This is a genomic window from Paenibacillus campi (assembly GCF_034659835.1).
In the GTDB taxonomy this organism is placed as follows: domain Bacteria; phylum Bacillota; class Bacilli; order Paenibacillales; family Paenibacillaceae; genus Saccharibacillus; species Saccharibacillus campi.
This window is the reverse complement of record NZ_JAXSQZ010000001.1, coordinates 579698-603440: the sequence shown is the minus strand read 5'-3', so window position 1 is coordinate 603440 and position 23743 is coordinate 579698. Positions and strand designations below refer to the sequence as shown.

Annotated in this window: 14 protein-coding genes, 2 tRNA genes and 1 pseudogene; 3 read left to right on the top strand and 14 right to left on the bottom strand. The window is 45.3% G+C overall.

Translation table 11 applies throughout. The features are described from left to right. Positions 1-219 precede the first annotated feature (219 nt). From U1I11_RS02330 to U1I11_RS02300, 7 genes are all read right to left on the bottom strand, one after another. Positions 220-2382 (bottom strand): ATP-dependent Clp protease ATP-binding subunit, encoded by a 2163-nt coding sequence (locus U1I11_RS02330; RefSeq protein ID WP_322903463.1) that lies wholly within the window; start codon positions 2380-2382, stop codon positions 220-222. Positions 2383-2791: 409 nt separating this feature from the next. Continuing rightward, a complete protein-coding gene (locus U1I11_RS02325) occupies positions 2792-3169 on the bottom strand; it encodes a hypothetical protein (protein ID WP_322903462.1) in 378 nt (125 codons plus the stop codon). 290 nt (positions 3170-3459) lie between these two features. Next, a complete protein-coding gene (locus U1I11_RS02320; protein WP_322903461.1) occupies positions 3460-5238 on the bottom strand; it encodes an acid phosphatase in 1779 nt (592 codons plus the stop codon). Between the two features lie 678 nt (positions 5239-5916). After that, the gene (locus U1I11_RS02315) at positions 5917-7398 is read right to left on the bottom strand and encodes a glycoside hydrolase family 1 protein (RefSeq protein ID WP_322904465.1); all 1482 of its coding nucleotides are present in this window, start codon (positions 7396-7398) and stop codon (positions 5917-5919) included. Positions 7399-7675: 277 nt separating this feature from the next. Next, positions 7676-9577 carry a beta-glucoside-specific PTS transporter subunit IIABC gene (locus U1I11_RS02310; RefSeq protein WP_322903459.1) on the bottom strand — a complete coding sequence of 634 codons (1902 nt, stop codon included), beginning with the start codon at positions 9575-9577 and terminating at the stop codon, positions 7676-7678. A gap of 124 nt (positions 9578-9701) precedes the next feature. Beyond that, positions 9702-10538: a BglG family transcription antiterminator LicT gene (gene licT / locus U1I11_RS02305; protein ID WP_322903457.1), complete on the bottom strand. Its 837-nt coding sequence runs from the start codon at positions 10536-10538 to the stop codon at positions 9702-9704. Positions 10539-11335: 797 nt separating this feature from the next. Continuing rightward, positions 11336-12145: a copper amine oxidase N-terminal domain-containing protein gene (locus U1I11_RS02300; RefSeq protein WP_322903455.1), complete on the bottom strand. Its 810-nt coding sequence runs from the start codon at positions 12143-12145 to the stop codon at positions 11336-11338. Positions 12146-12485: 340 nt separating this feature from the next. Between U1I11_RS02300 and U1I11_RS02295 the strand changes: the two genes are divergently transcribed. Further along, positions 12486-13598 (top strand): hypothetical protein, encoded by a 1113-nt coding sequence (locus U1I11_RS02295; protein WP_322903453.1) that lies wholly within the window; start codon positions 12486-12488, stop codon positions 13596-13598. Positions 13599-13859: 261 nt separating this feature from the next. Here U1I11_RS02295 and U1I11_RS02290 read toward each other — a convergent pair. After that, positions 13860-13932: transfer RNA gene (locus U1I11_RS02290), tRNA-Ala, on the bottom strand. Between the two features lie 353 nt (positions 13933-14285). Here U1I11_RS02290 and U1I11_RS02285 point away from each other — a divergent pair. Both U1I11_RS02285 and U1I11_RS02280 read left to right on the top strand, forming a co-directional pair. Continuing rightward, complete coding sequence (locus U1I11_RS02285; RefSeq protein ID WP_322903452.1) at positions 14286-15257, top strand: ABC transporter substrate-binding protein; 972 nt, start codon at positions 14286-14288, stop codon at positions 15255-15257. 368 nt (positions 15258-15625) lie between these two features. Beyond that, positions 15626-15712: transfer RNA gene (locus U1I11_RS02280), tRNA-Leu, on the top strand. Positions 15713-15887: 175 nt separating this feature from the next. Here U1I11_RS02280 and xynC read toward each other — a convergent pair. The 6 genes and pseudogenes from xynC to polA form a co-directional block, all read right to left on the bottom strand. Next, positions 15888-17159 carry a glucuronoarabinoxylan endo-1,4-beta-xylanase XynC gene (gene xynC, locus U1I11_RS02275; protein WP_322903451.1) on the bottom strand — a complete coding sequence of 424 codons (1272 nt, stop codon included), beginning with the start codon at positions 17157-17159 and terminating at the stop codon, positions 15888-15890. A gap of 897 nt (positions 17160-18056) precedes the next feature. After that, a pseudogene (gene nrdR, locus U1I11_RS02270) lies at positions 18057-18509 on the bottom strand (transcriptional regulator NrdR); the annotation flags it as partial. Between the two features lie 146 nt (positions 18510-18655). Further along, entirely contained in the window at positions 18656-19231 is a 576-nt protein-coding gene (locus tag U1I11_RS02265; RefSeq protein ID WP_322903450.1) for a lytic transglycosylase domain-containing protein, read from the bottom strand. Then, positions 19228-19824: a dephospho-CoA kinase gene (gene coaE, locus U1I11_RS02260; protein WP_322903448.1), complete on the bottom strand. Its 597-nt coding sequence runs from the start codon at positions 19822-19824 to the stop codon at positions 19228-19230. The genes U1I11_RS02265 and coaE overlap by 4 nt, the downstream gene beginning before the upstream one ends. A 4-nt stretch (positions 19825-19828) precedes the next feature. After that, positions 19829-20680, bottom strand: coding sequence for a DNA-formamidopyrimidine glycosylase (gene mutM, locus U1I11_RS02255; RefSeq protein WP_322903447.1), 852 nt, complete (start codon positions 20678-20680; stop codon positions 19829-19831). 119 nt (positions 20681-20799) lie between these two features. Next, positions 20800-23493, bottom strand: coding sequence for a DNA polymerase I (polA, locus tag U1I11_RS02250; RefSeq protein WP_322903446.1), 2694 nt, complete (start codon positions 23491-23493; stop codon positions 20800-20802). Between the last annotated feature and the right edge of the window lie 250 nt (positions 23494-23743).

Sequence of the window (23743 nt, the reverse complement as noted above, 5' to 3'; positions counted from 1 at the left end):
ACACACGATCAAAAAGCACCGCTCCATCGCTCCTGCTTGTGCATGATAGCATATTGCCAACTGGCATATCCGCTATTCACACGCCGGGAGGGGGCGGTGCTTTTCCTATTTCAAATTGTTTATTTACAGCAATTATCCAGTATTCACCCTGCTCACCGCTCAATCAAATTGCCATGCTGTAATAGCAGTAAGCTGCCTTCCTGCTCGTCAGCGCCGGCATTAACTAGCTTTGACGACCTGGATCATATCGTCTTGTACTTCAACCTGAATGCTTTGCACCTGCTCATCATCGAGCACCAGATCGGTAATGCCGTCTTCCACATATTGCTGGATTACGCGGCGTAACGGACGGGCGCCAAAGTCAGGATTGTAGCCAAGCTGGGACAGCTTTTGCTTCGCTTCATCCGACACATGCAGCACAATGCCCTGTTCACTCAATGTGGACTCAATGTCATCCAGCATATGATCAACGATCTGGACGAGATCATCTTGTTTCAGTGAAGCAAACGGAATGATCGCATCAAATCGATTCAGAAATTCCGGGCGGAAATAAGCGCCCAGCGAATCGAGCAATGAACGGGTTTGATCGGCTTTTGGTGCCGAGAAACCGACCGTCATCTTTTTATCTACGATACCTGCATTCGATGTCATAATGATTACGGTATCTTTGAAACTTACCGTACGCCCTTGGCTGTCGGTCAAACGTCCGTCATCCAGCACTTGCAAAAACATATTTTGCACATCAGGATGCGCTTTTTCAATCTCATCAAGCAAAATAATGCTGTACGGATTGCGGCGTACACGCTCGGTCAATTGACCGGCTTCGTCATGACCGACATAACCTGGAGGCGAACCGATCAGCTTGGACACGGCATGTTTCTCCATATATTCACTCATATCGAGTCGAATCATCGCATCTTTTTGACCGAACAGTTCTTCGGCAAGTGATTTGGACAGTTCGGTTTTACCGACCCCAGTTGGGCCGACAAACAGGAATGAGGCGATCGGTTTGTGTTGCTGTTTTAACCCGGCACGGCTGCGACGAATCGCTTTGGCGACTTTTTCGACCGCTTCCTGCTGACCGATCACTTTGCCTTCCAGACGAGCTGCCAGATTTTTCATTTTGTTTTGTTCATCTTGTTGCAGCTTGCCGACTGGAATGCCGGTTTTGCGTTCTACGATTTGCTGAATATGTTGCACAAGCACTTCAGACGGTGCGCTGGCACTAATCCCTTTGCTTAAGCTTTCCAGCAAAATAGCTTCCTCATCACGCAGCTCGGCAGCACGTTCATATTGCTCGGCAGCGGTCGCCTGTTCTTTGGCTGCACGCACTTGCTCTAAGCGACTACGCAGCTGGCTGTCATCATTCGCTGAAGCCGCCAAATTCAGCTTGGCACCTGCTTCATCGAGCAGATCGATCGCTTTGTCTGGCAAAAAGCGGTCTTGAATATAACGATGGGACAGTTGTACACAAGCAGCGATCGCCTCGTCCGCATAACGTACACCGTGGTATTGCTCATATTTAGGACGCAGCCCGTTCAAAATCGCCACCGTTTCTTCTACGGTTGGCTCATCGACCATGACCGGCTGGAAACGACGCTCTAGTGCAGCATCTTTTTCAATTTGACGATATTCTTTCAATGTTGTGGCACCGATCACCTGCAAATCGCCACGGGCGAGTACAGGTTTCAGCATATTGCCCGCATCCATCGAACCTTCGGCAGAACCGGCACCAACGAGCAGATGAATCTCATCGATGAACAACAGCACATTGTTACGTTGTTCCAGTTCGGCGATCAGTTGTTTGACTTTTTCCTCAAATTGTCCGCGAATACCGGTGCCAGCTACGAGTGAAGCGACATCGAGCGAATACACTTCTTTGTGCAGCAACTTGGATGGCACTTTGCCTTCGATAATGCGCAATGCTAACCCTTCGGCAATAGCTGTTTTACCAACACCTGGTTCACCGATCAATACCGGATTGTTTTTGTTACGGCGATTAATAATTTCAATCGTACGTTCGATTTCTTCATCGCGCCCGATCACCGTATCGATTCGACCTTCGCGCGCCGCATCATTCAGATTGCGACCAAGCTGATCAAGTATACCGCCTCCGCCGCGACGGGTTTGTGTGCGCGTGCCAGCCGCGGGCTGACTTGCAGCACCGTTAGCATGTGCTGACGGCGATTGCATAAAACCTTTAAAAAACTCATCCAACGGTGACTTGCCTTGACCGGACGAACCAAAGCCTGTATTAAAAGGAACACCGCTATTCAGTTTGGCATAACAATCTTGACAGAGAAACATTTTTTCCGATTTATGATTAACTGTAAATTGAACTCCAACAGTTGCTTCGTTTTGATGACAATGTTGACAACGCATGAATCATTACCCCTTTCATTAATAAAATTCCGTATCTGCTACGGAAAAGATTCAGCACTACATTCGAATTGGAACGAACAGCATACCACTGATCATGTAAACCCAAATCAGCGGGCACAGCATACAACAAGCTGCGACTTGGAATACAATCGCTTAAAATGCGATAAACTTACATAACTATAAACTTAAACTACTATAGTCAGAAAAGGTCAATTTGATATTTGATCAACTCTTTCTGACTTTGACTTTCTTTGACTATTATACCGCATCTACGTATAATGTCAATAGATTACAGATAGTTTCCGAAAATATTTTTGTATACAACTTATTAATGCCGACGTGTAACCGCCGTCAGTCCATCCGCTCCATTCCATTAACTAAGCAAGCACTCGTTTTCAAAGCATATCCTCTAGAACTCGTCTGTCACTTCTTGCCAACCGTCAAGCTCCACATCTGGCAAACGTTGCTCTCCCCAATACTCTAAAAACAAGCGCAATACTCGCTCATTATGCTCCGTCATTAGCCGATAATGCCGGAATGGGTGCAAATCTTGCTTTTGCTGCACACGAATCTCCACTATGATCTGTGGTCTACGTGCAGTTGCTTCCTCAAGCGTTGTCGCTTGCAAATACAGACTGCCTTCAAGCGGAACGGACGGCTCCAACACGATAAAATCATACAGTTCCAGCTCGCTAATCAGCTCCTGAAATAATGAAGCATTCAGACTTTCATTGGCATATGTTCCATTGCCGCACGTAAGCTCGTATTGCACATATTTATAAGACATTAGAATCCTCCTTTTGATGTAAGCAGCAGCACACTCCATGCTCATTATGTGTCCCACTTACACTCAGTATGATCATATTCCATCCATTTTACTAGCCATTTATCGATAAAAACCCCCCTGTCCAGCATAATTTCCCGAGGCTGGAAGGGGGATCAATTCCATCGTTTATTCGGTTTGTTGGCAACCATCAGCACATATACATCGCATAGTATCGAGCTTAGCCGATGAAATGAATCATTTATTAGGCTTTAGGCAAACGATCCGTATCATTCGCAATAACAACATTCAAATTATTTGGATACGACTTGCAGCTTCACGCTTGTATTACTGTAGACCGGCTTCACACTATAACCTTTAGGCAGACCGGTTACTTGGACGGAGGCGAATTGACCGTGTTTAGCTGTTGGTGCGCTAATTATAATTTTGCTGCCGTTAGCAGGAATATAACTATTCGTAAAATTCAGCTGTAGCTTGCCACCGTACATAGCGGTACCGTCAATTTTAAGCAAATCCGCTTTGCTGCCGATGTTCAGCTCTAGTGTAGCTTTAGGCGATTGTTTGTAATTACCACCGATAACGAGCCAGCCGTTGATTTGCTCGGACAGTACGCCGCCTGCATTGGACACATTACCACGTCCAAATGCATAACCGTTTTTGGCTTCCAGCGTACCTGCATCCACAATCGTTGCGCCAGTATAGCTATTTTTGCCTGCCAGTTGCAGTGTACCGCTCCCCTGTTTGGTCAGACCGCCTTTACCGGAAATACGGTTGCGCCACGTATCTTGACGATTAAAACCGCCTTTGGCAGCATCCATCGTAACGATTACATCATTCGGAAAAGCACCAAATCCATCTGCTGCCGCAAACAGATTCAATCTGCCCCAACCTTCCGGATCATCCAACACCGGATAACCGGATGCCAAACCGGTTGTTGCCAGTACCGAGCGACGCTGTGCATCACTCAAATATGGCAGACGTGTTTCCAGCAATACTTCGGCACCTTTAGGCACTGCTACTGGCTTGTCTGTCGCAGACACTTGCGGGAAACCGTAGGTTAAACGCTCATTGTATGCTTGTTTATTAGAGACATAATTGGCAAAACGGTCGGTTCCTGTGCCCTGTTGATCAGCAAGTACCTGCTGTGCCTGCGTATATGCCGCCTGCTTCAACTGCTTATTGTCCGGATCATTCAAAATAGCCGCAGATAGCGCAGTCGCCATCATCCGCCCACCGATTACATCAAACGGGGAATGCATACCCGCTACGATGCGATCATTGCCCAACTCGGAGGCACGGGTCAGCAGCTCTTGATAACGCTCTGGATACGCATATGCCATCGCAATCGCGGACAAATACGCTGCATTCGTATGCCCGCTTGGAAAACCGCCGTCTGTGCTCGGATCGGACTTAATTTGCGGCACCAGTGTTGGAATGACCGAAGCTTCCGTACTCCAACGGAATGGACGTTTATAGCCAAAATACATTTTGGACGGATTGCTGGACGAATAATCGCCGCGCAGTTTTTTGACCAGGCTAACGACATTGCCCAGCTTGGAATTTGGATCGCCGGCATCGTTGCCTTCATCTTCATGTTTTTGGGTCGTCGCATCAGCAGGAACTTCGGTAATCGTTGTCGTCGCCCCCGCCTCTTTACGGTAAAGATCGGTTAGTTTGCCCATACCGTCCATAATGCTGTAGCTCTGATTGCGACGATCATCCAGATAGGCGCGCTGCTCTTGCTCGGCTGTCCGCTTGTGAGCGATTTGGATCACTTTCTCGATATTTTCATTCAGCAGCTTCGGGTTTAGCATCGTACCGGAATCCCATGTTTTACCTGGTGTCCACAGCTTGTTAAAGCCTGACAATGTACCGATAATTGGATTAGATTCAGGGGTGAGATGATCTTTCGTATTGTTTTTATATGTATCGATCACATAGCCCCACTCTGGCTTCACCGGTGTGATCGATGCTGGAACCGCTGCTGCACTTGCGTAGCTGCCCCCGATCGTACCGGTAAATACGGATAATGTAATCGATAGTCCGATTATGCTTGATTTGGATAACTTCATATAAAATATGTCCTCCCTGATCTCAATTAATTACACCTTGAACAGCATACAGCCCATCTATTAACGCCATACACGTAAAATATTGCTGCAATGTTAACTACATTTATTAAAAACACCTATATTTCAAGGCTGTTTCAATCTCTTATTTATCAATAGTTTAAGACATAATCAAAGTTAAAATTCAACTTGGTTTTGGCGCGATGTAGCAAAAACTTCCTCTATCCGGTGCACATTTTACTACATAGCGTATGCAGAAACATGTAGTATGTAGCAATATATCGCATCTAAAAATATAATTCGTCGGTTCATTTTATGTCATAGGCAATAAAGCTTATTCATAACAGCCTTATCGTTAAACAGGCTCCGGTGTACTTAGCCTCGTTATACTGGAAACAAACTGCTTTATACACCAAAACCGGCTCACTACCTGATCCGTTTTTACAGACAGCAGGCAATTCACCGGTTTTGAATTTATATTTTAAATGTATACGATGAAGTGGAACGTTAATGTTATCGCCCTGCTGCTCGTATCGCCTTTTACTGCCATGCTAACTACGATCCTATACGTTCCTGGATGGCTCACCTATGATCGATGATAGTGCCAAAACAGGTTGCTCATCTACGATCGAGCATAGGATCAATCATAGAATCAGAACAGATCGCTTACTTGCGCTCCTATTATGGATGCAGCTGTTCCACCTGCGACGGTTCCAACTGCTCACCATTGCTGGCGATCACCTGTTTATACCAGTAAAAGCTATCTTTACGCGAGCGATTCAGCGTGCCTTGTCCATCATTGTGTTTATCAACATAAATGAAACCATACCGCTTTTTCATCTCGCCTGTACCCGCACTAACCAGATCGATACAGCCCCACGGTGTATAACCGATCAGCTCCACACCATCACCGATCGCTTCTTTCATCGCTTCAATATGCTGTTTCAAATAGTCGATTCGGTATGGATCATGAATCGCTCCATCCGGCTCTACCGTATCGACAGCACCAAGCCCATTTTCCACAACCATCATCGGAATGCCATAACGATTATAAATGTTATTGAGCGACCAGCGCAGCCCTTGTGGATCGATCTGCCATTCCCAATCGCTTGCTTGCAAATACGGATTTTTCAATCCCATCGATAGATTGCCACCGATTTCCTGTTGATTCGAATTGGCGCTCACACAAGTAGACGAATAATAGCTACATGTGTAATAGTCGACACGACCTTCACGCAACATTTGCTCGTCGCCTTCTTCCATCACAAGCTCGATCCCTTGCTCCTGAAAATAACGATGTGCAAACCCCGGATACAGACCACGCACCTGTACATCCGAACAGAGGAAATTCGTCAAATTATCTTTCGTCTGCGCCAGCAGCACATCATCCGGATGCGCGGTGAGCGGATACGAACACATATAAGCGATCATACAACCGATACGGAAATCCGGGTTGATCTCATGCCCCAGCTTGACCGCCTTCGCACTTGCCACAAACTGATGATGCAGTGCCTGATAACGTTGCTGCACATCATCTGCTCCCGTGCCCAGCTCACTGCTTTCCTGCGGCGGAATCGCTCCGCCAAAAAAACCGCCTAACGGCAATGTCAAAAGATTAATCTCGTTAAAAGTAAGCCAATATTTGACCGTATGTTTATACCGTGTGAACAGTGTCTCACAATAGCGCACATAAAAGTCTACCAACTGGCGATTCGTCCAACCATTGTACTTTTTCGCAAGCGCAAATGGTGCTTCATAATGACTGATCGTCACTAACGGCTCGATCTGATGCTTTTTCAACTCGGCAAAAATACGATCATAAAATTGCAATCCCGCCTCATTCGGCGCCGTATCATCCCCATTCGGAAAAATGCGCGACCAAGCAATCGACATCCGAAACACTTTAAACCCCATTTCGCCAAATAGCGCAATATCTTCCGCATACCGATGATAATAATCGATCGCTTCATGACTTGGATAATTAGCGCCTGGCTCCAACTCCAATGTAATACGGCGCCGCGTTGTATGTGTACCTGCTGTAATCATATCGGCTGTACTAAGCCCTTTGCCGTCTTCATTATATCCACCTTCAAGCTGATTGGCAGCCGTTGCGCCACCCCAGAGGAAATTCGCCGGAAATGCATGGATTGGTATGTTCATCATCATAAACCTCCTGTTTGATATGATATTTGTGAATCACAGTTTATAAATTATTTGCCATTGCTTAACGCTAGTCCAACTCACTTAAACGATCCAGACTATCCTACGATAAACTACATTGCACATTATCGTTCTAAAATGATCATGGTGCATAATGGGAGAGCATCATGCACCACGATGAGTGAAGGGAAATTCACTTAAAAACTGTTGCGAACAGATACATATGTGCCTAAATGTGCGTATATGCCGTATCTACACGTTACAGCGCCAATCTTATACTTTAGATTACAATCGTCAACAAATCTTCCTGATAGCTAACCGATTTTTTGCCAGTTTCGATCACATCAAGATAGTTACCGGAGTTGGAAATAATGACAGGTGTGGTCAGTACATAACCTGCCGCTTTGATCGCTTCTACATCAAATTCCATCAGCAGATCGCCTTTTTTGACGGTATCGCCTTGTTTGACTTTTGGTGTAAAATATTTGCCTTTCAGCTTTACCGTATCCTGACCGACATGGATCAAAATGTCCACACCGTGATTGCTCGTAATGCCGATCGCATGACCAGACGAGAACAGCGATGTGAGTACACCATCGACCGGAGAATACACTTTGCCTTCGATCGGTTCGATCGCAATCCCTTTGCCAAGTGCGCCGGTGGAGAACGCTTCGTCTTTTACTTGCGACAGCGCGATCACATCACCTTTCATCGGGCTGAATACCGTTTCTTGTTTCACCAGCACATCATTAGTAGGTGTTGCGATTTTGCCAGTTTCCGGCTCATCATCTGTCAATTTGGTGAAAAACATAAGCACAAAGCCGAGCACAAAGCTGACGACCATACCGATCATCGCCCCATAAAATCCGAGATCAAAGCCATTAGGACCGATGAAGGACGGAATACCGAATACGCCCAAACCGCCGAGAATATAAATTTTGGTGCCCATCGCGCCGATAATGCCGCCACCAACCGCACCACCGATACAGCTCAAAATAAACGGTTTTTTACGCGGTAATGTAATCCCGTAAATCGCTGGCTCGGTTACGCCGAAAATACCGGAAATAAACGCTGGAATCGACAATGATTTGAGCTTTTTGCTTTTCGCTTTGATCAGAATCGCCAGCACAACACCTGTTTGTGCAAACGAGGCGCCAAATGTAGCCGCCAAAATTGGATCATAATGCAAGTTGGTCAAGTTGTTAATAACAATCGGCACAAAGCCCCAATGCAAACCGAAAATAACAAACACTTGCCAGAACGCACCGAGCAGCAAACCCGCAACGATCGGGCTAAGGTTATACAAACCGAGGAACCCGGTACCGAGCAGTTGACCTGCCCATGTCGCAATCGGGCCAATAATCAAAAAGGCGAGCGGAATCGTAATCAACAACGTACAAAATGGAACCATAAACGTTCTGACTACACTTGGGATTACACGTTTGCAAACAGCTTCAATTTTGGAACCTACATACGTGGACAAAATGATCGGAATAACGCTAGATGAATACGTCATCAAAATGACCGGAATTCCCAAAAACGTAATGTGTACCGGCGAGTGGAACGGCGTACCTGCAAACAATGTATACAGCGGCTGCCCTGCCGATACGGCGGTCAGCGTTGGATATACAAGTGCCGCCCCGATCCCCATACCGATAAATACATTTAGATTGAACTTCTTCGCAGCCGTATACCCGAGAAAGATCGGGAAAAAGTAAAACATACAGTCACCGATCGCATTTAAAATGATGTACGTACCGGAAGTCGGTACAAGCCAACCGAGCGATACGAGCAATGCATTGACCCCTTTGATCATACCGGTTGCTGCCAGCACGCCCAGCAGCGGTGCAAATACGCCGGAGATCATATCGATAAAACGGTTGAATACGCTCATCTTCTCGCCGGACGTATCGGCAGCAGTGGATGATTCACCGCCAAGCCCTGCAACCGTATTCACATCGGCATACACTTCAGGCACATGGTTACCGATTACGACCTGATACTGCCCGCCACTTTGGATGACGGTGACGATCCCGTCCATATTTTTTAATACATCGGTGTTTGCCTTGCTTTCGTCTTTTAATTTAAAGCGCAGACGCGTAATACAATGCGTCAAGCTGTTTACGTTTTCTTTGCCGCCAACATTTTGGATAATGTCTTTTGCCAATTGTTCGTATTTCATCGTTCTTCCTCCTTTATGAATAACCATATAAAAAGGCGAAACCAAACAGAACATCCACCCGAGCAGTACCCGTGACGATTCTGAGCTTGGTTTCGCCTGCATAACCAGTAACGATCCGATGATTTTATTCGATTGTATCGCTTGTAATGCGCTGGATATGAATCGTCAAATACAGCTTTTCTTCATCCGACAATTCGGTATCCAAATACGTTTCGATTTTGAGCATACAAGCGTATGCACGGCGGTATTTGCTTTTGACTTGCTGGAGCAAGAAATCATCTTCCAATGGGCGCTTCTGCGCTTGAATTAGACGCTGAAAGAAAAACTTCAGATGCGTAATAAAGCGTTCGTAACTAATCGATTGTTCGTCCAGTTCGATATTGTACGTATACTTAATAATGCTCAAAATATCCTGAATTTTCTCCGCCTGTACTGCTACATTATGAAACTTGCTGCTGGAGCCGTTCAGCTCAGCGTTGACCAGATGAAGTGCGATATTAGCGGCTTCGTCCTGCGGCAACGTTTTGCCAAGTGTCGACTCGATAAACTCCAGCGCTTTGACGCCCACCTTGTACTCTTTTGGATAAAAGCGACGAATTTCCCAACTGAGCGGATTCGTATTAAAAATGCCGTCCGCGTACAGTTTCAGCGCATTGTTCAAATGATCGGTTAGCGTAACGTAGATGTAATCGCTAAGCGTGCCTTCCAGATTGTTTTTACCGTATTCGATAATGTCATAACAGACCGAAATGTAATCCGGCGGCACATCTTCCAGCAACAGCTTGAACTTCTCCGATGCTTCTTTTTGCTGCAAAACGAATATTTTTTCAATTAGACTTTTGTCGACCGGCTCGCCAGCGCTTTTTTTGAAAGCGATCCCACGACCCATAACGACAAATTCACGTTTACCCGGGTCACTAGCAATAATCGCATTGTTATTAAATATTTTTTGGATAATCATCCAAGCTGCCCTCCTTATCCTAGATCGTTTTGCACAAGGACTCAGATGTTGGACAAAAGTTCTGTTACAGCTTGAAGTATCACATCAGCAAGGTCCTTTGAAGCGTATTTGATTATGTGCTTTGCTTCATTCACCTTCGTTACAACATCGTCACGTATAGCATCGTCAAGATGCCGGAACGACTCACCGGAAAGGCAATCTATCTAATCCACCGTCTTGCTGCAACGATCTACCGTACGTTGCAGTACTCTTTGCTTGTATAGAATAATACGGAACAGACCCTATACTAAGGATTGGAAAGAAAAAAGGCAAAACCCAACACATGTGAACAAGCTTCTACAAAGCTATACATGTACTGGGTTTTGCCTTTTCAGTAACAATCCCAAAGTTAGAATAACACCAATTTAACATTTTGGCAAGCGCTTTCTTTTTAGTTTATTGTATATTTTTTAAAGTTAAGATTTGTTCTTTATTCTTATACAAAATGATATAATTTTAGGTAATCGATATCATTTTTCAGCGATTATAAAGAATGATAGGGACGATTTCTGTGCTTGGTCTGTCGTCTTGCTTCATTCTGTTAGTAGTATTGAAAACAGTCATATGGAGCGATTTTGCCAATGTTTTCGTTTGCACGTATACAGCGAATGTAAGCAGCGCCTATAGCAAAAAAGCTGTGGACTTCAAGCGCGATCACCCGCAAGAAATCCTACAGCTTTCTTAGGCACAGTTACAAACCGAGCGGTTTAAACGATACTTAAGCGATGCGTCATTACACCGCTTTACGCCTATTCACCCTACACATAATTGCGTAACAGCACATATTGAGGTGGCTTTGTACCGCTAACATTCCACGTCACACTTACCAATCCACCTGCCGGCACATCAGTCGGTGTATGCACGGACTCAAAACCAATCTGTGTACTGCCGTCGCTATACTGCATAATCGGCTGGAAATACTGCATATCACTATCGATCGTGCCACGACTAATATTACGTGCGGTTACTTGCAACTTGCCAGCCCAGCGTCCACTTGGCACCGCATCGGCATTCCAGCTTAATGAATAGGAACGCACATCAAGCGAACGGGAAATTTGGTAAGCGGCAAGCCGTCCGCTCCAATCCGACAATAAAGGCGGAATGCTACGCATATAACGGCGATCCTGCAATTCAATAATGCCATTACGATATGTACCGCTCACCTGTAAACGATCAATCAGCACACGAATCGGAATATAGACCGAGTTGTTGCGCATCATCGGAACCGTATCCATAGTATAGGATCGTCCATCCGCCCGAATCTGCTTGGAATCAAGCGTTACGGTGAGCAGATGACTGTTGAGCGCAATCGTAGCCGAGCGTCCTTGCGGAAAATAGGTCACCTGCGCACCAAGCAAATCACCGACCGAGCGCAGCGGCACTTGGGCACGTCCTGCCGAATCAATAAACGGAGCTACCGGCGCTGTAAACAGCACCGCATATTCATTTATTTTCAAAAGCGGCGGCGAAGCAAATGACTGTGCCGCCTCTACTCGTGTCCCTAGCGGAGCGAGCGTCATAAACAACAAGGCAGCGAGACAGACAATGAACGGTTTTCGTTTTAGCATACATCTTTACCTCCTATCGTCTCTCTCCATATTAAACGTTATTGGCTGTGAGCACAAAAGGGAAACAGATGAGCGGTGAATGATAAGGTTTAAGATGCTGTATTTTGCAGCCAATCAATCTGCATCTTGGGCAAGATACAGATTGATTGTGTAAACCGTTCAATTGTAGACGTCTGACAGGAATTTTTCAGTTTTTTGATATGCATATTGACTATTAAAGAAATATATGGTAAAGAGGTGTGCTACAATCAAATCACAACATGACAATAACAATAAGGACACTTATTGAACACGATATGCAATAAACAATACTCTATTATTTAGAAGGAGGAATCAAGGTATGTCTACTCAAAATAAATTAAAGCTAGATGGCACAGTCGTAACACCCACTCGTCTGCTTCAAGCTTTTGGAGAGGTAGGTGTAAAAGATAAGATTGTATCTGCTTATCAACAACATAAAGTGAGTAATCAATTGTTTACCGACATATTGCAACAAGAGGTTGATACTCATGATTACAACATTTCTTTTACCCAAAATAAAGATACCGCTAAAAAACAACTATACCAAATAGCAAGCAACATATTACAAAAACTAGCGTTAAATCCTGTACTGCATACAACAGGTATTTTTTACGATAGCGTGGAGCAAAAGGTAATGAAAGAAACTGTCATAGGAGATTTAGAAGTAGCAAATTCCCAACTAGCTATTTTCCCAGCGAGTATGCAAAACAAATTGTCATATTATTATCAAATCGTTTCGTTATCTCAAAATCATCAACCCATTATGTTGGAGGCTAGAACTGTATATAAAGCCTTAGAAGAAATGCAAAAACATCTAGACAATTATATAGTTCAAACTAAAAAACAATGGGACAATGTCATGAAACGATTTAACGATGATCATATGTTAGAAGTAGCTGCACCAAAAATCTTAGACTATCTAAATTATTTTAAGCATATAAGTAAACCAGTTCTTGTTAATTATCCATTAAAAAATTTAAATGATAATCTTCTTCTTATAACTCAGCGTTTGGATGCTTTATATGCTGACATGAACAGGACAAACCCTAAACCTACAGTCTATTTGCACACGACAGCTACCGATATTGTTAATGCCTATATTTCGAGGGTGCATAACAATTGGAATTCAGGGAGAACAGACCCGCACGCAGCAAGTAATGTCTACCATATTCATATTGAAAGCGCTCAGTACAATGTGCTCTATACAATGAAAAACAATAATAAAGATTTATATATTCTTGGTTATGTCAATTGGCATTTAGATGGCAAAATGACAGATAGTCAACAAAGAAAAATTGAAGAAATTAAGCGTTACAGTAATGATTTAAACTCATTTTTACTCTATATGAAACACGAGAATGGATGGATTACACAAAAAGAATGGTATAAAAGAACTGTTGCTAACTATTTAAATATCCAACTTCCAATCTAATATCTATATCATCATACCTACTGCTTACAGCTCAATCGTTACATCTATAAAAAAGAATCCTTTTGCGCCCTATTCAATGGACAAAAGGATTCTTTTTTGAGTAATAAAGAAGTATTATACGGTTTCACTTTTGTTAGTGTTTTGCGCCATTTGATACAATACCATTTGCAACATGCCTCAAACATTTAATTCTCACTAAAAATTATACACAAAGAAACTGAAATCAGTACAACACTGATTTCAGTTTCTTTATTTCTAATATGGAGCCTAGGGGGATCGAACCCCTGACCTCATCGCTGCCAGCGATGCGCTCTCCCAGCTGAGCTAAGGCCCCACGGCGGTATTTTTATAGAAATGACTCGAACGAATCAACTCCTTTAATATATCATGCTGATATTTTCGAGTCAATAATTTATTATTTATACAAACCGCTTCCAACTTCTATCTATTTCATTCATCTATTTCATTGCTCAACCTCAACTCTCACCTTTTTCCCACCACTCTGTGACAAGCTGGTGACAGTTATGTGCTTACATTGACTTCCATTCTGCCACTACTGGTATAATGAACGTATTGGGTATTTATTCATCACGAACCGAAACGATCATTTGCAGCTAGTCTAGCTGACAAGGCAGATATGCTTTCTGTTTCGGCATACCGATATATTGCGAAAAGAGGCGAATATCTTTGAAGTATTCAGCTTTGGCAAAGGCAGGAATTGGTCTTGCCTTATTACTCGTTTTTTTGACAGCTTGCGGACAACCGAAAGAGACGCGGGCGGATATTTTTAATCCGAATGGGATCAAAGTAATGCCGGTACGTGATTCGTTTGGACAGATGGTCAATGTGCCGATCTCGCCTAAACGGATTGCAGTTACCGATCAACGGGCAATGGACTATTTGAATGCGTTGGATGCGACCGTTTCGCTCGCAGCTAAGCCAGAAGGCGGAGATTATACTTTTCCTCCCTATACCGGACAAGAACAACGCGATAGCTTGACATTGATCGAGACCGCAAACGGTACGCTTGATCCGTCGGCACTGGCTGCCCAAAAACCCGATCTGATCTTTACCGATAACAGCGATCGCAGCGCTTATGATGCACTGTCCAAAATCGCTCCAACCGTTTATATCGATCCAACGCTCGACTGGCGCAGTGAGCTGTACATGTACAGTACGTTTCTCGATCGTGATACGATTGCAAGACAGTATATGAACGCTTACCAAAAAGACTCCAATAGTGCAAAAAGCACGATTGCAGCAGCGAATCCAGGCACGATTGCCGCTGTCATGATGCAAAATAAGGCACTGCAAGTGTACGGCAGCACACAGCATGGTACAGGTGCAGTGCTGTATCAAGACTTGGCGCTCAAAGCACCAGCAGGCATTCCGTCTAGTACTGCCTCCACGACGATCACGATGGCACAGCTACAGCAGTTGAACCCGGACACATTGTTTATCGCAACTGACCAAAAGGATGATACCGTAGCAGCGCTAAACAAACGAATGGCAGCTACTGCTGATGGCGCAGCATGGAGCGGTCTGAAAGCTGTACAAAATGGGCATATGTATATCGTTAATCGAGCGTTCTTTAACGATACGCCGCTTGCCAAATCGTATGTCATCCAGACGATTGCGGATAAGCTGTCCGCTAAATAAAATAGTATAAGTATCGTCTATATATGGATCGATGAAGGTTAGACGTATTCCGATCTTGCAAGAGATTTATATCGATGACAAAAAGATGATCATACCGCTTGAGGCAGATCGTACTGCCTCTCTGCATCGTGTAGCGATCGATGAAGGGCACCTATACAGGCGCTGTAGATCATAATAGTACGATGACCAAGTTAAATTTCAACTTTCCGCGTTTTACGACAACATGGAGATCGAATTACCTGAACACTACAAAATTGTTGCATTCCATCTTCAAACATAGTATGATCTTAATTACGGTGATTGTTTCACCACTTCCTGTCACACATCATGATCACACACCAACAGAAACGGGAAGTTACATATTGCTTGCGGTCGTGGCGGAATTGGCAGACGCGCACGGTTCAGGTCCGTGTGGGCTTACCCCCGTGGAGGTTCGAGTCCTCTCGACCGCACCATATGCTTATTACAAGCACGTAATTGATTCGTCAATTGCGTGCTTTTTTGTTTTGTTTTTAATCGCTCTTTATTGCTTATTACGCAAGCGTAACTAACAATCAAGCCGCCGGATGTACATTTTTGCAGTCCGGCGGCTTGATTTCATTTGCCTATTTCAGTACGAGTTATAATGGATTATTTCAAATCAGCGACAAACGTAGTTACGCTTTGTGCTGGCAAGTTTGCATTAAACGCAGAACCGGATGTGTTTACCGAACCAAATGCCAGATTACGGCTTGCATCGGTTGTCCATGAAGACACTTTGGAGACGCCGCCATTTTGCAAGGCAAAGCTTTGGTTCGTAGCCGAGTTGTTTTTGTTGATCGCAATAATGATCACTTTGCCGCCGCCTTTATAAGCGGATACGTACACATTATTGCTCGGGTTTTCGGTTGCATCGACACGGGTGTAACCGGGACGGACGAATTTGGAGAAATGCGCCATACTGTAACCGCGTTTACTAATAGTACCGTCTTCTTTCATTGGGCCGTATTGGCGACGGATATACCACCATACATACGTCTGAAAGTTGCCGACTGCCATCGCTTTATGCATATGGTACGCCACATCGACACCTTCCGGCCAACGATCGGCAGAGTTGTTATCACTGTTCGGATAATACACCTCGGTCATCCACAGCTCTTTGCCCGCTCCTTTTTGCTGGAATAACGGATACGAGAAATCGTTAAACGATGTTCCGTATGTATGTGTGCCAAGAATGTCCATATTGGCAAGTGCCTGCGAATCATTCAAAATCGGATCAGACATATTTTTCAAATACGAGAACGATTCAGGTGCGATCACACGTGCATTGATCGAACCGGCATTTTCTTTCATAAAACGCACCATTTCTTGCGGTGTCCACCATGTCCATGTGTGCGCATAATCCGGTTCATTTTGCACCGAGATCGCATACAGATCGACACCATTGCTTTTCATATATGCTACAAATTCATTCAAAAATTTGGCATAATCAGCATATTTGTCATAACGTAGACGTTTGGCTGCTGTATCGCCATCATGGTTAAAAGTTTCGGTCATTTCAGCCGGTGGATTCCACGGCGATGCAAATACGATCGCACCGCGCTGGACAGCCGCTTGTGCGGTTGGAAGTTCTTTTGCCCAGTTGCTTTTGTTGGAATCGATATACACACGCAGCACAGAGAAGCCTAATTGATTATTACCGTTTCCAAACGTAGTTTCACGTTGTGCAGCTGTCAGATCACCTACCCATAACGCATGGTTAATGCCGCCAAAACCGCGAATCAGCTGTTTGTTGGCAGACAGATTGACGACCGCATCACCTGCTGCAGATACTTCAGTTGGGGCAACGACAGGCGTAAGCAGTGAAAAGAGCGTAGCGACGACAAGCAGCACATTGATCGATTTTTTCGTTAGGTCAAACAAAACATCATCTCCTCATCTGTAATAAAATATTTAAAGCTTGTGTACTGATATACTAATTATGTATTTTAATACAATTAATGGGCAATATTATAATGACGCAATTAGGAAGCAAGCCGATCGTTAACAATACCGAACTGCTCGTAACCTAAATAAATGTGCTAAATTCAAGCATAGTTAAAGATAAGAAAACAAGCACACAATGATATGGAAATGACCGTATTCACTGTGAATAGCTCGTATTATTATGTGGATGTTAGTTGACTTGTATACATGCTCTAGTAACTTGTCTCCAATTTATCCACGGGTTGCGTTCGTCTGAATGCTGCACAGTTCAAGCAGGATTGAGATGGACGCAACCTTACATCTTCCTGAGACAACCCTCTAGACAGATAAATCGTAAATAAAAAAGAACCGAATTTTCGGTTCTTTTTTTCACCGCATTATATGGAATTATGTTTTAACTTTTGCGAACAATATGTGCAAACTTTTACAATATCATGTTGCGAAGGATTATACGTCACTTCACTTTCAATAGTATTAACTTTAGACCACGGTAAATGCAATTTACGAGTGTTAGGGTTAAACGAAGTTAGTCTTGGATCATACATGCTAAGCACTTCAATTTATATTTTATAAAATGTCGTCTGTTTGTAATATCTTCGTTTTGTAGCAATTGTCTATGCTAAGCGTCCACTTTCACTCCTATGCTTGTTTATACAGGTCGCTGCATGATCCATAACAGCGACCTGTTTTGCCGTTTCATCGTTTTTCAGAAAATAAAGCTTTGGAACATAGTCAATCCTGATCGTGCTGTTTTGCATCCGTATCATGTTGCTCGGAATGCGCTTCTGGTGCTGCTGGCGCAGCTTTATGCCGCTGCTTTTTCTCATGCTTTGCATCATCGCTTAGCAAGCCTTGCAGCTCTTTCATGAACATATTAATATCTTTAAACTGACGATAAACTGAAGCAAAGCGCACATAAGCGACTTCGTCTACCGGATACAATTGCTCCATTACAAGCTCTCCGACTGCACGACTTTCCACTTCGGCAAGTGCTGTCGCATACAAACTTTTTTCCACTTCGGATACGATCATGTCTAATTGGTCGACCGATACCGGGCGTTTCTCACATGCTCGGATCAGACCGCGCAGCAGCTTATCCCGGCTAAACTCCTCCCGGCTGCCATCCTTTTTAATGACGATCAGCGGGGTGACCTCGACCATTTCAAAAGTTGTGAAACGGCGGCTGCAACTTTCGCACTCCCGTCTGCGGCGAATCGATTTGTTATCGTTAGCCGGTCTGGAATCTAGCACTTTCGTTCCGTTGTGACCACAGTAGGGGCATTTCACCGCTGTGTCACCTTCCTTTCATTGCTAATGCTTGTTCATTCATTTGGGATGTCTGTTGGTGAAATTGGGCTGTATGGGTTGCTCGTCTATAAATGCGTTATACATACTGCATGAGTCAGAAAAGGCAACAAGGCAGCTATGCCTTGTTAGAATCGGTCATACAATGTCGTATATTGCTTATAATAATATAATACACGTTGCACATAATGTCTCGTTTCTCCGTAAGGAATGTCTTTGGCATCGTCTAACGTGCCATCCCACTGCCCGCTTTTGATCCAATTTTTCACTTTGCCTGGACCTGCATTATAAGCGGCGATGACCGCAATCTCATTGCCTCCAAATTGCTGCATCAGATTGTTAATATACCAGCTGCCCAGCTCGATATTCGGCTCCACATCATGTTTAACCGAATCAAGTGTGACATCTTTAAGATGCGCTTTTTCCATCGCCCATGTCGCTGTATCGGGCATTAACTGCATCAGTCCAAGCGCGCCCTTTTTCGACTCCATACTCGGCTGGTAATTCGTCTCTACCCGAATAATAGAAGCGATCAAATACGGGTCTACTTCATGATTGGCAGCATGGGCGCGAATTTGGTCGCGATATTCGATTGGATAGATTAGCGATAACCAGCGTGTATTAAACAATATGAGCACCAGCACAATTACAAACAGTGGAAGCAGTACCCGTTTACGGATTAGCATTTGTTTGAGCTTATTCATGATAATCCCTTTCCTGCCCAGTACCGTTCCAGTTGACGTTCCGTCTGCTCCCATGTGCCGCTATTATCGATCACGATATTAGCCAGCCGCTTCTTGTCCTCGATATCCATCTGGGCAGCAATACGCTGTAATGCTTGCTGTTCATCCAGATGATCGCGCTGCATTAATCGCTGCAACTGAATCTCACGCGGCACATAGACAACGATCGTTTCGCTGAACGTATAGGCACCTCTCGATTCGTACAGCAGCGGGATATCCGCTACGACTAGCCGCTGTGGATCAGCCTGTTCCAGTTCGGCTACACGTCTATGAATCAGCTCCCGAATCGCCGGATGTGTGATCTGTTCCAACGCTTTCCGTTCCTCCGGCTGCCCAAAAATATGCGCACCAAGTCGCTTGCGATCCAATGTTCCATCTGCCAACAGCATCTCCTGTCCGAAACGCTCGCTAACTTGCTGCAATACGGGATGCCCGGGCAGCATGACTTCGCGAGCAATTCCGTCAGCATCGACCAGCACAGCTCCTCGTTGTACGAGCCATGCAGCTACCGAACTTTTGCCGGTAGCGATTCCTCCGGTTAATCCTGTATTCATACTGTCACCTCATTGCTTTTTCACGCGCAGGTAAAGGCTGGCATACCGGGCAAAAATGCGTTCCTCTGCCGCCGACAACCGTTTTCTCGATCAATGTGCCGCACTCCTGACAAGGTTGTGCTTTGCGACCGTAAATGCGTAAACTATGTTGGAACATGCCCATTTCGCCTTGACCGTTCACATACGATTTGATCGAGGAACCGCCTGCCGCCACCGCATCGCTCAATGTGGACACGATCGCTTCATGCAGACGGATCAATTGCTCACGACTCAAGTCGGAAGCGATCGTCTCGGGATGAATACCGGCGCGAAAGAGCGCTTCATCGACATAAATGTTACCGATCCCGACGACATACGCCTGGTTGAGCAGCACCGGCTTGATCATCGTTCTGCGCTTGCTCATCAGCGCGATAAACTGCTCATCCGTAAATTCCGGGTCAAGCGGCTCCAGCCCAAGCTGTACAAGCGGCTTAGCGCTTAGCTCCTCACCGGTCGCAAACAGATGCATCGTACCAAATTGCCGCACATCTTTGTAGCGCAGCTCTGTTCCGTCGGTAAAATGGAAAATAACATGCGTATGTTTTTCCACCGGTTCATCATGGCGATACACTCCATAACGTCCTTCCATCCGCAAATGAGACACCATCACTAGCCCATCCAACATAAAACGCAAAAACTTCCCGCGTCGTTCTACCTGTTCAAATGTATGTCCTTGCAATTCCAATGCAAACTGTTGCGGGTCGTCCGGTCGCTGAATAATGCGTGGCAGCGACACGGTTACCCGTTCAATCTGTTTGCCGGGAATTAACGTGTTAAGCGTACGTCTGACTGTTTCTACTTCTGGCAATTCCGGCATCGTCGTTCACCTTTCTCTTTCCAGTATGTTCAATCGTCTGGCTTGCTGCGCTGTGGCATGATGATGCGCCGCTGGTCGTTTCTGTTCCGCTATGTTAAATGGTATTGCCAGCTCCAATGTTATTTCGCCTCATACCAGTTCGCTCCATAACTAACATCAGCTTTGAGCGGAACGGACAGGGCAAGCGCGTCTTGCATTACCTGTGGCACAAGCGTCTTCATCTGTTCCAGCTCATCAGCAGGCACTTCGAACACCAATTCATCATGCACTTGCAGCAGCATCCGGCTGTTCAGCCCATGCTCGGTAAGTGCGCGATCCATATGCACCATCGCCAGCTTAATAATATCGGCGGCTGTACCTTGAATCGGCGTATTCATCGCCGTACGCTCGGCAAAGGAGCGCAAATTGAAGTTGGAAGAACGAATTTCCGGCAAGTAACGGCGCCGTTCCAGCATCGTTTTTACATAACCATGCTGCTTCGCTTCGCCCACGATTTCATCCATATAACGGCGCACGCCTTGGAACACATCGAAATATTGATTAATAAAATCACCGGCTTCTTTGCGTGTAATGCCCAAATTTTGCGACAAGCCATAATCGCTAATGCCGTATACGATCCCAAAGTTAACCGCTTTTGCCGAGCGTCGCATATTGCTATCTACCTGCTCTTGCGCTACGCCAAATACGTCCATCGCCGTCTTCGTATGAATATCCATATCGTGCAAAAACGCCTCTTTTAAACCAGCATCATCGGAAATATGCGCCAGCACACGCAGCTCAATCTGTGAATAATCCGCTGACAATATCGACCAGCCTTGTTCGGACGGCACGAATACTTTACGCAGCTTACGCCCTTCTTCTAACCGAATCGGAATATTTTGCAAATTCGGGAACTGGCTCGACAAACGTCCGGTTGCAGTAATCGTCTGACGGAAGTACGTATGCACTTTGCCGGATTTTGGATGAATTTCTTTGAGCAAGCCTTCCACATACGTCGATTGCAGCTTGGCAAGCTGACGATAATTTAAAATATACTGTACGATCTCATGATACGGCGCCAATTCTTCCAGTACATCGGCGCTGGTGGAATAGCCTGTTTTCGTTTTCTTTTTTACCGGCAAACCGAGGCGGTCGAACAAAATTTCGCCTAGCTGTTTCGGTGAGTTCAGATTGAATTCGGTGCCTGCCAGTTCATAAATTTGCGTCACCAGCTTGCTAATTTGTTGTTCAAATTCATTACCTAGCGCACGCAGCTCATCCGTATTGACGGAAACGCCTTGTTTTTCCATATCCGCCAAAATACGCGATAATGGCATTTCCAGTTCACTGAATAGCGGTGTCATTTCATTTTGTGCCAATTGCTCGCGCTGTAGTGGCACAAGTTGGCGAATCGTTGCCGCTTTACGTGCCAAATGTTGACTAAGCACATCTTGTTCTGGCACTTTATACTTCGCACCTTTGCCAAATACATGCTCATCTTCAGACAATAATGGCAATGCATAGTTGGCTGCTAGCGCGCTTAAGCTTTGACCAGACTCGGTCGGATCGAGCAAATAGGCGGCAATCTGAATATCAAAAGCAGCGCCAGCAAAGGCGATTCCTTCCCAAAACAGCACCAGATCAGCGCGATGCAAATCATGCCCTTGCTTCGGAATCGAGCTGTCGGCAAGCCAGGCGCGAATCGCTGCTGCCGCATCGCTTTTTAACACATCCGGGGTGAGGAAATAATATTGCTCCGGCGTGCCGAACAATACGCCGACCAGCTCGGCATGATGCGGATTATCGCCATGACTTTCCACATGCACTACATCGACCGTATCAAGTACATGCTCCAACACCGATACATGCTGCTCATCCAACATCGTCACGCTAAGATCAGGCATCGAGACTGCGCTCCCTTCAGCATCCGCGTTTAACTCATCAAGCGTCGCGTCTGGGTGCGCTGCCACATCGTTTAAATTCAGCCGCTGCAAAATCGACTTGAATTCCAGCTTTTGCAGCGCTGTTATCGCTGTCGCTGCCTGAATGCCTTCATATTTCATACTGTCCCAGCTCGCAGCAAACGGAACTTCGCGGAAGATCGTCGCCAGCTCTTTGCTCAGACGCGCATCGTCGGCATGGGCTTCGACTTTTTCCTTCATTTTGCCTTTAAGTTGATCGGTGTTTTCCAGTACCGCTTCAACCGTTCCGAACTGATGCAGCAGCTTGAGCGCTGTCTTTTCACCTACGCCAGGAATGCCTGGAATATTGTCGGATGCATCGCCCATCAATCCTTTGAGATCGATAATTTGCGCCGGGGTCAATCCATAGCGTGCTTGCACTTCGGCAGGCCCATACTGCTCCATCTCGCTTACGCCTTTGCGTGTGAGCGCAATTTGTACATGTGCTGAAGCGAGTTGCAGCATATCTTTGTCACCGCTCAGCACGAGTACTTCGCAGCCTTTTTCTTCCGCCTGACGGGAGAGCGTACCGATAATATCGTCCGCTTCATAGCCTTCCAGCTGATAATGAGCGATGCCAAATGCGGTCAGCAAATCTTTGAGCAGCGGAAATTGCTCTGATAGCTCAGGCGGTGTTTTTTGGCGTCCGCCTTTGTACTGCTCATAGCTGCTATGTCGAAACGTAATTTTACCAGCATCAAATGCAACCATAACATGGGTCGGTTCGTGTTCCTCTAACACACGCAAAAGCATATTTGTAAAGCCATAAACCGCATTCGTATGCAACCCTGCCGATGTGGTCATCGGCTGCTGCATCGCAAAAAATGCGCGATAAATAATACTGTTTCCATCTATTAACATAAATTTGTCCATAGTTCCTCCTGTGGTTGGCGCGTGCACACACATACCGTCTGCACCGTTGCTGTAGCAGGCATGCATAAATGTCCGATTCCGCCTGCAAATGCTGCTTTTGTACCGTGGACGATCATTGAAAGCAGACCGATAACTTATAAAAACAACATGTTTTCTTACTTCTTCTATGATACCACAAGCCCTCCGGTTCCAAAACAAAAGCACCGGAGAAGTTTCCGGTGCTTGGATATTATGACGTACAGCAGACGTA

Excerpts from the sequence above, each read along its gene's own strand:
- licT (WP_322903457.1), bottom strand. The coding sequence starts at position 10,538 with ATGATTATCCAAAAAATATTTAATAACAATGCGATTATTGCTAGTGAC.
- polA (WP_322903446.1), bottom strand. The coding sequence starts at position 23,493 with ATGGACAAATTTATGTTAATAGATGGAAACAGTATTATTTATCGCGCA.
- coaE (WP_322903448.1), bottom strand. The coding sequence starts at position 19,824 with ATGAATACAGGATTAACCGGAGGAATCGCTACCGGCAAAAGTTCGGTA.
- U1I11_RS02265 (WP_322903450.1), bottom strand. The coding sequence starts at position 19,231 with ATGAATAAGCTCAAACAAATGCTAATCCGTAAACGGGTACTGCTTCCA.
- U1I11_RS02325 (WP_322903462.1), bottom strand. The coding sequence starts at position 3,169 with ATGTCTTATAAATATGTGCAATACGAGCTTACGTGCGGCAATGGAACA.
- U1I11_RS02295 (WP_322903453.1), top strand. The coding sequence starts at position 12,486 with ATGTCTACTCAAAATAAATTAAAGCTAGATGGCACAGTCGTAACACCC.
- U1I11_RS02300 (WP_322903455.1), bottom strand. The coding sequence starts at position 12,145 with ATGCTAAAACGAAAACCGTTCATTGTCTGTCTCGCTGCCTTGTTGTTT.
- U1I11_RS02320 (WP_322903461.1), bottom strand. The coding sequence starts at position 5,238 with ATGAAGTTATCCAAATCAAGCATAATCGGACTATCGATTACATTATCC.
- U1I11_RS02315 (WP_322904465.1), bottom strand. The coding sequence starts at position 7,398 with ATGATGAACATACCAATCCATGCATTTCCGGCGAATTTCCTCTGGGGT.
- mutM (WP_322903447.1), bottom strand. The coding sequence starts at position 20,680 with ATGCCGGAATTGCCAGAAGTAGAAACAGTCAGACGTACGCTTAACACG.
- U1I11_RS02330 (WP_322903463.1), bottom strand. The coding sequence starts at position 2,382 with ATGCGTTGTCAACATTGTCATCAAAACGAAGCAACTGTTGGAGTTCAA.
- U1I11_RS02310 (WP_322903459.1), bottom strand. The coding sequence starts at position 9,577 with ATGAAATACGAACAATTGGCAAAAGACATTATCCAAAATGTTGGCGGC.